The organism is Bacteroidales bacterium (assembly GCA_031276035.1).
GTDB lineage: Bacteria > Bacteroidota > Bacteroidia > Bacteroidales > BM520 > RGIG7150.
Window position 1 is genome coordinate 24245 of record JAISNV010000015.1, and the last position, 13544, is coordinate 37788.

A 13544-nucleotide genomic window follows, 5' to 3' on the forward strand; every position below is an offset into this window, starting at 1 on the left:
TGAAAGATGAAAGATGAAAGGTGAAAGATGAAAGGTGAAAGGTGAGAAAGTGGATTTGTTTTAAATTGATAAAATCAATAATACATAAATAATTGACAGTAATTAATTCTAAAAAACTAATAAACAAAATGAAAAAGAAGAAAAATAGATATAATTTATTAAAAACACAAGGTTATAGAAATAACCGAAACCTTCCGCCTTTAACCTTTCAATTTTCATCTGAATCATGAATGCGGCAAGAATAACAGATATGCATACTTGCCCTATGCAAACACCGGCGTTTCCATCGCCGATTCCGCATGTTGGCGGACCTGTTATTGGTCCCGGGGCGCCGACCGTTTTAATTGGAGGATTACCTGCCGCCGTAATGGGCGACAACTGTGTTTGTGTAGGCCCGCCGGATACTATCTTAAAAGGTTCGTCAACAGTAATGATTGGCGGAAAACCCGCTGCAAGAATGGGAGATACATGTGCTCATGGCGGTTCTATTGTTATTGGGTGCCCTACGGTAATGATTGGGGGGTAGAATTAGGTGAGAGGTGAAAGGTGAAAGGTGAAAGGTGAAAGAGGAAGAGATAGATATATGAAGATAAAAATAGCATTAACATAGAATAATAACAAAATTTAATACGATTATGAAATCAAATCACCAGATCAAATCAGATGAAAGCACCTCTACCCTTTCACCTCTACCCATTCACCTTTCACCTAACTCTACCCCTTCACCTTTAAATTCTCAATTCCTCGGTATCGGGTGGGCATTTCCGCCTGCATTTATAAAGAATACCGGAGTAGAAACAGTTAGTTACGAAGAAGATATTCGCCAAAGTTTGGCAATACTCTTCACCACTATTCCGGGAGAACGGATTTCAGATATGGAATATGGCTCACATATACATAGATGGGCTTTTGAGAAAATGGATTTATCTACCAAAACATTAATAAACGAAAGTATCAGAAAGTCCATACTTTATTTTGAACCGAGAATCACTTTGGAAAAAGTGGAAGTGGAAATAAAAGATCCGCTTGAAGGAATTTTGTGGATAAATATGGAATACACTGTTAGATTAACTAACACAAGGAGTAATATGGTATATCCCTTCTATTTCCAGGAAGGAACGAATTTATGAGAATGGGAAATTGAAAGGTGAGAATTGAAAGATAAAAATTGAAAATTATAATAATTATGAAAGTTCAAGTAAAGCAACCGGAGAAAGTATCACATGTGATACAAGGTAAAACAAAAGCCAGTCGGCAAACTCCATTAGAGCAAATTTTGCAACGTTATTCAGGTGAGAGTGGAAAGGTGAAAGTTTGCAACAACAAGAAAACTCTCTTTCACCTTTCAATTTTCACCTTTCACCTTTCACCTTTCACCTTTCACCTTTAAATTCTATATGACTATCATGAAAAAAATGAACTAATATGAACGAAAAAACTTTCACCTCTCTAAGTCAGAAAGATAGAAAAGACAGAATCGGAAATGCAAAAAAGATTAACGTTATTGATAATAGCGTAGAATCTCTTTTGCATCAAGCGGAGGAGATTGCAGGATTCGTAAGGTATTTCAATTTTTCAAATAAAGCAGACGGATATTTTAATCAATTTCTCCAAGATTTACATGAGATAAGATTAAACGGTATTAAGAACCTTACTCTAAACGGTAAACTGGAACCGTCGCAGGCACTATTATTTACATTCATTCGACATCTGCATGAAATCGGACAAGATTTCAATCAACGCTTCCATAATTATATATGGTGGTATCTAAATCATTACTTAAATCCAAAACCCTTATCCATTGGTAATCATAAAGTTTGTTTGCTATTCAATAAAAACATCAGCAACAATATAATTCTTGAAAAAGGCACCGGTTTTATTTTAAAAGACTCCAATAACAAAGAGTTCATCTACAAACTGACGGAAAACACTTCCATCAAAAACATTTCAATAAAAAATTTTTTCTCGTTGCATTTCCGTAAGCAAAAAGATATTTATCCCGCATCTTATCTGAATTACGTTACATCGCTAATGGTTAGCGATCTAAAGAAAAACTCCTCAAATAACGGAATGATGTTCTCCGCAGATGAAAAATCAAAACATGCGAAAAAGTTGGGATATATGCTGTCGTCTCCCTCACTGCTGTTAAGAGAAGGAAAACGGCATGTAAAAATTAGGTTTGATTTTGAAAACTCAATTGACATACATTCTATAATTAATCAACTAAATGATAATATCATTTCCGAAAATAAACCATCACTCGAAGGCATCAAGTACTTATTCTCTAATAATATTTTTTTCCTGAGTATCAGCACACTACTCGGATGGGAAAAGATTGATAATTATATTATTAAAACGGAAGATAAATATTTTACAATTGAATTCTTACTTCCGGTAGATTTTCCGGCAACTTCATTCTGCGAAGAGAGTACACACAAATTTAATTCAAAACATCCGTCGTTAAGATTTATTCTAAATGCAGATGCATGGCTTTATGCCTATTCATGGACGAAAAATATTTTACTTAAAGAAGTAGTTATTGATACGCAAGTTAGTGAAATCAACAATCTGTTAATTTATAACGATTTAGGGCAGATAGACAACTCTAAACCATTTTGTCCTTTCGGTGTAAACACAGAAAAAGGAGCATGGTTTACAGTAGGAAATTACGAAATGGCATTAAAAAATACCATCTCGGTAGATTTAAAAATCGAATGGAGTCAATTACCTTGCGAGAATAGCGGATTACATGACTATTACAAAGCGTACAACAAAGGCATCAACAATGCATCATTTAAGATAAAATCCAGATATCTATCAGATTATCATTGGAGAGACGATAAGACCTTTTACTTATTTTCAAGTGAAGCACAACAAGAAAACAACACTTCATCTCCCAATACATACCCATCAAACTCAAGCAAATTAAAAGATATTTCCGTTGAAAAAATGCCGCAAATTAAAATTGATGAAGAAAATTACGAATACAATATTCATACTCAATCGGGCTTTATCAACTTTGTACTTACAGAACCTGAAATAGGATTCGGCGAAAAATATTACAGAAACCTATTTGCAGACTATATAATTAACTCTACTCATAAAAAGAAGAAGAAGTTACCATCTCCCAATCCCCCTATAAATCCGCAAGTTGAAAGAATAACAATGTCTTATAAAACTTGCGATAAGATTGATTTCAGGAAAAAAGACGACAATTGCAATGATTCGGACTTTTATCATATTTCGCCTCTGGGTTACAATCTTATATACCCATCCGATGAAATTGACAAAGTACCGTTGATATACTCTTTAGAAACTGATGCCAACATCTTAATACAGCTTGAAGGATTGAAAGAAGTAAAAAGCTTGAATTTGTATTTCGAATTTATGCCTGCCGATAAAGAAATTACATTGGAAAATATCCCTGATATAAAATGGTATTTCGGAAACGGCTATCAATGGCAAGAAGTTCCTGACGGCAATGTAATTGAAGACAAAACCGGAAAATTATTAGCAAGCGGAATCGTAAAAATTAATATTCCTGCAAACATCAATGCTTCTCTTTTTGACCATAGCGGAAGAATTTGGTTAAGAATAGGCATTATAAAAAATGAAAATTTAATCACTTGGCTGAAGAATGTATATACCGATATTAGTGAAGCGGAGTTAAAAATAGACGAAGATGTATTAAAAAACAATGAGCCGCTTCAATTTACCGGCGAACTTGAGTTTGAACAAAAAATACCTGGTATTGAAAGCGTTGTACCTATTGCATTCTACGGAGGACGCCAAAAGGAAACCCAGGAAGAAATGCTTATGCGCATATCGGAATATATCAGTCATCGCGGAAAAGCTATTACAACAAGAGACATTGAACGCATCACTTTGCAGGAATTTCCCGATATCGGCAAAGCTAAATGCTTATCGAATTATAATTCCAAATCCGATGAAAAAGGAGTAACTACATTAGTAGTTATTCCCAATAATACAAATAATGAAAAAGTTCCGAACTATAAACCATTAGCTAATTCACGACAGATTTTAAAAATCGAATATTTCCTTAATTCGCGAAAATCTGCATATTGCAAAAAAATTGACGTCATCAACCCTATCTATGAAAAAGTTATAATACGTTGCAAAATCAAATTCACAGAGAAAACATCAACTGCCGCCTGTTGTACTAAACTTAAGGAAATTTTAAATGACATTATTGCCCCGTGGCAATCAAAACATCAATTACCTTATTTTAATTACAATTTAAACATTGTTGACATCCGAGGTATAATTATTAATCAAGACTTTGTAAATAAAATAAGTCACCTTTCCGTAATTCATTTAACACATACGAAGGATGATTTCTATAAAATTTATGAATATGACAAAAAAGGTAATGATAATAATATAATTAAACCGACAAAACCTTATGCTATCTTTATTCCGGCAAAAGAACATATAATAATTAATATTGATTCCTGTACGGAATCTTCCGAGCAATTCGGGATAAACGAAATGGAGATAAACGAGAATTTCATAATATCAGGGAGAGATTTTGAAGATGAAAATTGAAAGGGTAAAAGGTGAGAGATATAAATTAGTTAATTTAATAATATGGAAAAAGTAATCCGAATTTACATAAAAGAAAATATTCATAAAAAAGTAAAACTTGCCATCATGAATCAAATATTATTTGAAAATATCTTTCATCCTTCCCCTTTCAATTTTAACATCTCACCTTTCACCTTTCACCTTTCACCTTTAACATCTCACCTCTTCTTTAAAGTTTTTACCGTACTTGCCAACAATTTTATTAATTCACTGCATTTTTCATGCAATAAAACAAATTCGTTTTCAGGTATAAAAGAGCTATCTTTCAATAGCATAAGCCAATATTCCGTTTCATTAGCTTCTTTAAGGGCAATATTCATCTTATTTAAAAAATCTGCCCTCGATTGTGCATGCTCAGCCTCTTTTATTAAAGCTCCGATTGCAGTACCACTTCTTAAAACTTGTTTTGACAATACAAACTCTCTCTTTTCATTAGTCAATGACTTGTACAGTTTGATAATATCCAAAGCAAAAGCATATGATTTGGGTGCGGTAATATTATTCATGTGTAATAGATTAATTGTTTATATATGTTATACCATTGCAAAAATAATAAATAAGTTCAAAACTCCCCCACACCTTTCCCCTTTCAATTTTCACCTTTCACCTTTCACCTTTCAATCTTCACCTTTCACCTCATAAATTATGTCAAAGAAAACCCGGCAAACGTTAAAAGAAAGTTTCAAACAGGGCAAAAAGCCCAGCGAACAAGATTTTGAAAACCTGATAGATTCTACAATGAATATTCTTGACGACGGATTCCGCAAAAGTCCCGAATCAGGCATGGGCTTAGCGCCATTATCGGAAAAAGGAACCGTATTGTCTGTTTTTTGGAAAACTACAGACGACAATCCACAATGGGAAATCGCCATCGAGCAAACAGAGGGAAATCTCGAAATCAGAAAAAGGGAAGATGAAGGTTACATTCCTGTCTTAGTTTTAAGAACAGATGGAAATATTATTTACGGACAAAAAGATAAAAAAGCTGTTTTTGCAGGAGGGGTTTCAATGCCGGTTAGAGAAGGGATTTATGCCGAATCTGTTCCGGCCGATGGCAAGTGGCATGATATAACAGTTAATCTTGATGCTTGCCAGGCGTTGGAAGTTGTTGCCGTTACAGGAAAAAAGAATTCGCTAAAACATGCCGTTCTGATGGCTCATGCAACAAGTTGCTTTGGGAATCATTCAAAAATAAAAAAAATAAGCTCGCATTACGGTCGATACGGACACAGGATTTGCATCCGCTGGAAAAAAAGCGGTCACAATAAATGTAAACTACAGTTAAAAACCAAATTTCCTTACCGCGAAGACATACAAATTCAATGTCATATAACTTCACTATTAAGTAAAAACATACTTTTATAAATGAAAGACAACTACATACACCGTCGTGAGAAAGAAGATAATCTCTTTTCGAGGCTTCAGGAGGAAACAATTAAAGAACTTCAGGAGCTTAGCGGTAATGTGTGGACGGATTATAATCTGCACGATCCCGGAGTTACTATTGCCGAAATACTGAATTATGCATTATATGAGCTTCAGTACCTATTGCAATTCCCTTTTGAAACCTACTTGGCATCCGATGGAAAAATCGACTTTGAAAAACTCGGACTCTTTTCAAAGTATATTCTAACAGAGGATTCTATTGTTACCGTAAAAGATTATGAGAATCTGATTAGAAAAAATATTGATGGTATAATGAATTGTTCGGTAACTTTAAACGAAAAGAATAAATATATGATAACCGTAGAGTTAGATAATGATACGGACTATGATAAAACGATAAATAAAATAACCGAACTTTACCATTCCCATCGAAATTTATGTGAGACATTAGAAAAAGTTGATGTAGGGAAAATAAATATTTCGCGCGGAAACAGAAGCGCCGCCAGCTCTTCTCCGCAATTTAACACAGAGGCAATGCCGTTCAATATTAAAAATAATTTCCCGAATGAATACTATTCCGTTCAAAATAACTTTCCTGATACTTACGGCTTAAATGAAAAAGGAATGTCTGCAGGAATTACCGATGAACACGAGGCAAAAATCATGCAGTTGAAAGCTTATATGCTGATTTATGATCATTTACTGGCACACACACTGCATCAAGCAATTAATGCAAACAGAATACTTGAATTATCCGGCGAAACAGTTCCGGCTTACAAACCGGGATTTAAAATCAGTAAAATAAAAGAATTAACAGATGATAATAAATTTCAAAATAATAAATTGCAGAGTAAAGATTTTCTGGCCTTGCAGAAATCGCACTACTTAGATTTTTTGGATGTAATCTATGGTGAAGATACCAAATCTTTTTTTCCTGACGAAGATAATATAACCGAACAAAACAGGAAACGTATAGAACTGATAAAGAAACTTACTCTATTAAACGCAAACAGAAACCGCTCATTCAATATCTTAGATAAAGACATTGACAATAACTCTCCTATTCAACGGATAATTTCAGCAATTTTCGGATATAATAATAACGGAAAAGAATCAATTGCCGAATTGTTATCGAAATATAAACTCAGATTAATAAATGACACTGAGTTCTTTCGCGATTACGACTACTTGGACACACGCCATATTATAGAATATATGGAAAGTAAATCTTTTGATTATAAGATAGAGGAAGTTCCCGAAGAAAAAATTGTTTTTGAAGAGTATATGTTTAACGACTTAGAAAGTAACTTGAATTTTTTTTGGTATAATATTCTATTTGAAAGCTTTTTATATTACGGCAATTCTATCGGCAACTACAGAATAATAAACAATCCCGAAACAAATTCATACCTTCTCACTTTCGGTATTCCCAATAACAAGAGATGGACTAATCTCGGCTTTTCCGCCGATAAATCACTTTTAATCCGTTTGGCAAACCAACTTCAGAGTTTTTTTAATCTCTTGATAAACAGTCCGGGAAAAACAGTTTATTTGATTGAGCATATTTTATTAAATCTTGATGATGAGGAATATAACAAACTTACCATCGTGATTCCCGACCGGGGCGAAAATGATAAAATCAAAGAAAAATACGAATCTTTTATCAGTGACCGACTTCCTGCATACTTAGATATACATATAGTCTGGTTATCATTCGAAAAGCTTTATCATTTTGAAGAGAATTATTTTTTGTGGCGAAAGGCAATGGCGGATAAAGATACGGATAAGGCGAGGGAATATGCGGAGGAGGTGAGAGGTGAGAGGTGAGAGGTGAAAATTGAAAATTGAAAGTTAAAAATTATAATAATTATGAAAGTTAAAGTAAAGCAACCTGAGAAAGTATCGCAGGTAATACAAAGCAAAACAAAAGCTGCTAATCAAGCTCCGATAGAGCGGATTTTGCAACGCTATTCTTCTTTAGGGGAAAGTGGAAAGGTGAGAGGGGAAAGTGTTGTACAAAGGGAAGTTATTCCAAATGAGGATGAGTTGTTGCAAGGAAAGTTTGAATCAGTTGAAAGGGGAAAGGGGAAAGGTGAAAGTGCTGTGCAGCGAGAGATTATTCCGGATGAAGATGGATTGTTGGAATCAGGTGAAAACGGAAAGGTGAAAGGTGAAAGTGCTGTGCAGCGAGAGATTATTCCGGATGAAGATGAATTGTTGGAATCAGGTGAAAACGGAAAGGTGAAAGGTGAAAGTGCTGTGCAGCGAGAGATTATTCCGGATGAAGATGGATTGTTGAAATTAGGTGAAAACGGAAAGGTGAGAGGGGAAAGAGAGTTTTTTTCACCTTTCACCTCTCACATTTCACCTAAAGAATCCATTTCACCTTTCACCTCTCCCCTTTCACCTTTCACCTCTCCCCTTTCACCTAATAAAACCGGCCTTCCCGACAAGCTAAAATCCGGAATAGAAAACCTTTCCGGTTACAGCATGGATGATGTGCGAGTGCATTACAACTCTCCCAAACCCGCCCAACTACAAGCTTTAGCATACACGCAAGGCACCAATATACACGTTGCACCCGGACAAGAAAAGCATCTCCCCCACGAAGCCTGGCACGTGGTACAACAAATGCAAGGCCGCGTACAACCAACCATGCAGCTGCAAGGAGTGAATGTGAATGATAATGAGGGGTTGGAAAGAGAGGCGGATGTAATGGGGGAAAAGGTAGTGTTACAAAAAGTAAAAATATCAAGAAGCAATATTTCATTCCATAATAATAATTCAGCAGTTACTCAATTTTTTACCATAAATCCTGAAGAAACAGATAAAACATACCAATCTATAAGACAAGATTTAATAACACAATTACATGGGGATTATTTTGACCTAATAAATAAAGAAGAAAATATCAATAAATTACTCCCTATTCTATTTCCTGGTGCTGAAGAAAGAACCGAAAAACAGAAACAATATATAGAATCAAGTGATTATGAAAACATAGATGGTTATAATACATACCTGACAAAAACTCTTGAAAGGATAAAGACTGGAGCAGAACAATTATATGAATCGATAGGTTATTGGAGAAATCAAATAAGTAAAAACCAGGTTTCTTTCATAAACAATTTATCGAAACATGAAGCGAGTGTTGATAAAATTGTTTTAACAGGTAGTGATTTGCATGATAAGGGGCTTGGTGCGGTTTTTGTAACATATAAATATGGTTATTTTTTTTGGAAATATACAAAAGAAGTTGTTATTAAACCTGAGAATCGCGAAATAGAAGAGAGTCTATTGTCTTCTAGACAAGATAGCTTAGCAAATAAGTTTAATGAATATCAATGGGAAATTAATGGAGATTTAGTAGAAGATGGCAAAATACAAACAATCAATATGCTATCGACTAAAGAATATGGAACAATCGTAGAAAAAATTTCTGGCAACCAAATTAAGGACAGTTTAGGAGCTCCTGAAAAAACGGAAATAACTGACAATTTAGACTTGTTATCTATCATAAAGTCCATTGTATTTGCATGCATTGCTGGGATAAGTGATTTGCATTACGAGAATATTTTATGGAGAGATGGTATGCCGTATCTTATAGATGCGGATAATGCTTTAGTATCAAGTTTAATATTTAATGAAAAGAGTACGCAACAACAAAAAGGCTTCCCCAAAGATTTAGGGTCAATCAAAATTATCAGTATAACACCAAATATATTGAAAGATATTCGACAAGCATTTAAAAATAAGCATGGTCGAGTCGTTCCTATTAATACAACCACACAGCAAGGATATCGAAATGCCTATTTTAGAGTTACAGATAAAAATAAACAACTCTTTTTTAGCGGATATAAAGATAATTTGTTGAAGGGATTAAAGCGTCAAACCGATGGAGGTAATTCTCTCATTAATGAAGAAGCATGGGAGAAGGAGAAAGCAGAAATATCTAAAGATTTTATGTCTGGACAGATCCCATTTTATAAATACTGGTATTCAGAGGGTATAGTAAAACATAATTTTAAAGATATTTATCAAGGAAAAACATTAGATAATTTGATAAATAAAATGAAAGAAAAAGCTATTTAGTCCTATTATAAATGAACACCATCACCTCCATCCAACTCCTCTTCCATATGCAAAACGAAGATTTTGCACGCAATCTCTATGGACGTTGGGATAGTTTTTTTGCCAATAACGTTGAACGAATAATTGATGAAGTACTTCTTCAGGGGAAAGGTGAAAGTGGAAAGGTGAAAGATGATGAAGAAAAACTTTCACCTCTCAACTCTCACCTTTCACCTAAAGAAAGCCTTTTAATTGAAAGATTAGAGTTGGACTTAGGAAGTATTTTGGAAGAAGAGTTCGATGAACAGTTTCCTATTCGTTTTAAAGAAAAACTAAAAGAAGCATTGATTCAGTGGAAAGGTGAAAGTGGAAAGGTGAAAGATGATGAAGGAAACCTTTCACCTTTCAATTCTCACCTTTCACCTAAAAAAGACCTTTCGCTTTTCACCTTTCATCTTTCAATTCTAAAACATTTCCTCCTCCGCGGAACTCTACCCTGGAATGCTACCGATGAGCATAAAGATATAAACCGCTTATTTTTAAAGGTATTACGAGAAAGTTCAAAAGAGTTGAAAAAGTTTCTGCAAACCTACGGACATTATACTTCCTTGCAGGAACGACTTGTTTTTCAGTTGAAAGATCCGCAGTTGGAAAAGGGAGTGCATTTGCTGGAACCGGGTTCCGGGGAATTTATTATCAGCTATTTAAAGTTTCTGCAGGTGAAACATAAAGAAACCGAGCAAGCCGGAATTACACAAGGCGATTTTCGTAATACGGTTTGGTTTGTGGTTTATTCTTATTTGCTTACCAATAGAAGTTCTTATTTCGACAAGAAAAGTTTTGTTACGCAAATGCTACTGCAATTGGCAGGAAAATATAACCTTAATTATAACACTTTATTGCAATTAATGACTTCGGAATTGGAACAATTCGCAAAAAAACTGACTATTCCTCACGAGCTTTTTCAGATATTGAGTCAACTGCAAAAAGAATTTACCGAAAAACAATATCAGGAATCCTCGATTAATGCGGCAAAGTTTTACAAAACAATTTACCATTCATTACAAAAAGACATCCGTAAAAACATTCCTCAAAACAGCCGCGAAGCCTTATTTTCAATTCTTTCAAAAGCAGGAAGTTGTAGGGCGTTTCTGCAACAACTCAGCGAAAATGAAATCATCGCTTTAGTTCCGGTAGTAGTGCCGGATAAGAGCGATTTTGTGATAGCTACGGCAAAATCACTTGACTCCATAACGGACAAAAAATCACATTCAACTTTCAATTCTCAATTCTCAACTCAAAAACTTCAGGGAAAAGCCGGAGGCGAATTCCGATTATTGAAATGGCAGATTATTTTTCCATTGCTATTGGAAAATAAAGGTTCGTCTTTTAACAGGAAATATTTTGTACAACAGATATTTTCAAAAGTTGCGGCAAGGTATAACGTAGATATTCTATTATTACTTGGTTTTTTCAATAAAGAATCGGAAATCGAGAAATTAGATAAGGAACTGAAAAATATTATTAGTCGGCTTTTTGATGAATTACAAGAAAAACAATCGAATAAAGGCACAGGACAATACTTTGATTTATTTGAATTAATCCGTAAGGCTGTAAACAAAAACATAAAACTTACATCGGAACAAATAAAACTAATTCGTATTCAATTGTCGGATAATAATCTTTGCAGAAAAATCATTTCACAATTCGGCGAAACGGAACTGACGAAACTTTTTATCTTATTTTATCCGAAGGTTTCGAAGGAAGTTCTGACATTTCTGAAAAATCTGGATAGCATTTTCAGGGATAAAAACCTTCTAAACAAAAGCGGTTCCGGGTTCAACAAGCAAAAATGGAATATACTGTTATCACAACCGGAAAGTAATTATTTCAATTTCAACAAAATTGTATATTCCATTTTAGAGGAAGCGGAAGCACTTTATGAAATTAGTCGTTTTGAATTATTGCTCGCATTTTTAGATGAGAAAACAGTTTATAATTTATCTTACAATACAAAGAAAGTCATAGAGGAATTATACCGTAAAGAAAAACAACAATGGATTAAACTTATCATAGAATCTACAACTGAAGAGGATAAACAACAATTAATACAAAAATTTGCCTCTCAGGAATCGCCTTTCATAAAATCCTACCTGCAAACAATGGATGATTGTTTTACCGGAAATAAAACCTTTGCTAATAACTTTTCTATCATAAAATGGCGTATTATTTTCAACGTATTTATCGGTTCTCGAAAGATACAATTTAACAAACGGCACTTTATCCGATATTCATTGCAGGAAATTGCCGCCCATTACGGATTGTCATTACAGGAAATTTTAAAGTATTGTATGGAAAATTTCAAACGGAATCAGGCAAAAGAAACACAGGAAATAATCCGAATTATTACAGAATTAGCTCAGGAAAACACCAGAAAGGATGTTTCTTTTCAACAAGTTGAGCCTGAATTTACAATTAATCTGAAAGAACAACTGAAAGTTTACGGTAAAAAAGAAGAAGTATTGCTAGAAAAGTTAGAGCAACAAACAAAATACATTGAATATATCCGGAATATTCTCGGAATTACCCTTCAATTACGCGATTATATTACCAACGAACTTAAATTAACATTCGACAATTTGAAATTATTACAGATTATTTTAGGTTTATCCGGGTCGTACGCCGCATTGAGTCGGGTTGATATATTGGAAAGAATATTAAGAAATGTTTCTTTGCAATTACCTTATAAACATAAACAGTTGCTTTGGAATAAATTGATAGAATTAAGTAGGAACAATAAATTGCTGATGCAAGTTATAAAACGACAAAATGGTTTTACGGATAATTCCGAAATGAAAAATAAGAATAATCAAGAGAATCAAATTCTTATTAAAGAAGAATTAAAACTTAAGGAGATGGAAAAAATGATGAACGACCAAACAGACTCTGTTTTTGTAAACAATGCCGGAATGGTATTATTGTCTCCGTTTATTCAGCGGTTATTCACAATGTTGGAATTTACCGAAGAAAACAAATTCAAAAACAAGGAAGCACAAATAAAAGCTATTTATCTGCTTCAATACGCTGTATTCGGAAAAACAAATTTTCCGGAACATGAGTTAATGCTTAATAAAATTCTTATGGGATTGAAAATTTCGGAAACGGTTCCCCTAAATACGGAACTGTCACTGTATGAACAGGAAACCATAGACTCTATGCTTAAATCCGTATTGCAACATTGGGATAAACTGAAAAACACCGGTATTGAAGGTTTCAGGGAATCCTTTCTGCAACGTGAAGGAAAATCAGAAGAAAAAGAAGATGCTTACATTCTCACGGTCGGAGACAAACCGTATGATATGCTTTTAGATTCAATTCCATGGAATTTTAGATTGATTAAATTCCCCTGGATGGAAAAGCGGATGGAAGTGAAGTGGAGGTGATTAGATATTAGATATTAGATATGAGTTATGAGAGATGAG

The 13544-nt window shown here is 34.2% G+C and carries 8 protein-coding genes; 7 read left to right on the forward strand and 1 reads right to left on the reverse strand.

Annotated features, from left to right (window positions below):
- The first annotated feature begins 226 nt into the window (after positions 1–226).
- The 3 genes from LBP67_03875 to LBP67_03885 all read left to right on the forward strand — a co-directional run bounded on the left by LBP67_03875 (position 227) and on the right by LBP67_03885 (position 4566).
- Positions 227–526: a PAAR domain-containing protein gene (locus LBP67_03875; protein MDR2084115.1), complete on the forward strand. Its 300-nt coding sequence runs from the start codon at positions 227–229 to the stop codon at positions 524–526.
- Positions 527–635: 109 nt separating this feature from the next.
- Positions 636–1130 carry a GPW/gp25 family protein gene (locus tag LBP67_03880; protein ID MDR2084116.1) on the forward strand — a complete coding sequence of 165 codons (495 nt, stop codon included), beginning with the start codon at positions 636–638 and terminating at the stop codon, positions 1128–1130.
- Between the two features lie 295 nt (positions 1131–1425).
- Positions 1426–4566, forward strand: coding sequence for a baseplate J/gp47 family protein (locus LBP67_03885; protein MDR2084117.1), 3141 nt, complete (start codon positions 1426–1428; stop codon positions 4564–4566).
- A 197-nt stretch (positions 4567–4763) separates the two neighbouring features.
- Here LBP67_03885 and LBP67_03890 read toward each other — a convergent pair whose 3' ends face one another.
- Entirely contained in the window at positions 4764–5111 is a 348-nt protein-coding gene (locus tag LBP67_03890; protein MDR2084118.1) for a four helix bundle protein, read from the reverse strand.
- Between the two features lie 139 nt (positions 5112–5250).
- On the opposite strand from LBP67_03890, the gene LBP67_03895 reads away from it, so the two are divergent.
- Genes LBP67_03895 through LBP67_03910 form a run of 4 tightly spaced genes read left to right on the forward strand, consistent with a single transcriptional unit; the run spans position 5251 to position 13505 of the window.
- Positions 5251–5970, forward strand: coding sequence for a hypothetical protein (locus LBP67_03895; protein ID MDR2084119.1), 720 nt, complete (start codon positions 5251–5253; stop codon positions 5968–5970).
- On the forward strand, positions 5971–7818 hold the full coding sequence (locus LBP67_03900) for a hypothetical protein (GenBank protein ID MDR2084120.1): 1848 nt from the start codon (positions 5971–5973) through the stop codon (positions 7816–7818).
- Between the two features lie 42 nt (positions 7819–7860).
- The gene (locus LBP67_03905; GenBank protein ID MDR2084121.1) at positions 7861–10083 is read left to right on the forward strand and encodes a class I adenylate cyclase; all 2223 of its coding nucleotides are present in this window, start codon (positions 7861–7863) and stop codon (positions 10081–10083) included.
- Between the two features lie 47 nt (positions 10084–10130).
- Positions 10131–13505: a hypothetical protein gene (locus LBP67_03910; protein MDR2084122.1), complete on the forward strand. Its 3375-nt coding sequence runs from the start codon at positions 10131–10133 to the stop codon at positions 13503–13505.
- The last annotated feature ends 39 nt before the right edge of the window (positions 13506–13544 follow it).

What these genes read in the sequence shown, in the direction of transcription:
- LBP67_03875 (MDR2084115.1), top strand. Translation starts at nt 227, where the DNA reads ATGAATGCGGCAAGAATAACAGATATGCATACTTGCCCTATGCAAACA.
- LBP67_03880 (MDR2084116.1), top strand. Translation starts at nt 636, where the DNA reads ATGAAATCAAATCACCAGATCAAATCAGATGAAAGCACCTCTACCCTT.
- LBP67_03885 (MDR2084117.1), top strand. Translation starts at nt 1,426, where the DNA reads ATGAACGAAAAAACTTTCACCTCTCTAAGTCAGAAAGATAGAAAAGAC.
- LBP67_03890 (MDR2084118.1), bottom strand. Translation starts at nt 5,111, where the DNA reads ATGAATAATATTACCGCACCCAAATCATATGCTTTTGCTTTGGATATT.
- LBP67_03895 (MDR2084119.1), top strand. Translation starts at nt 5,251, where the DNA reads ATGTCAAAGAAAACCCGGCAAACGTTAAAAGAAAGTTTCAAACAGGGC.
- LBP67_03900 (MDR2084120.1), top strand. Translation starts at nt 5,971, where the DNA reads ATGAAAGACAACTACATACACCGTCGTGAGAAAGAAGATAATCTCTTT.
- LBP67_03905 (MDR2084121.1), top strand. Translation starts at nt 7,861, where the DNA reads ATGAAAGTTAAAGTAAAGCAACCTGAGAAAGTATCGCAGGTAATACAA.
- LBP67_03910 (MDR2084122.1), top strand. Translation starts at nt 10,131, where the DNA reads ATGCAAAACGAAGATTTTGCACGCAATCTCTATGGACGTTGGGATAGT.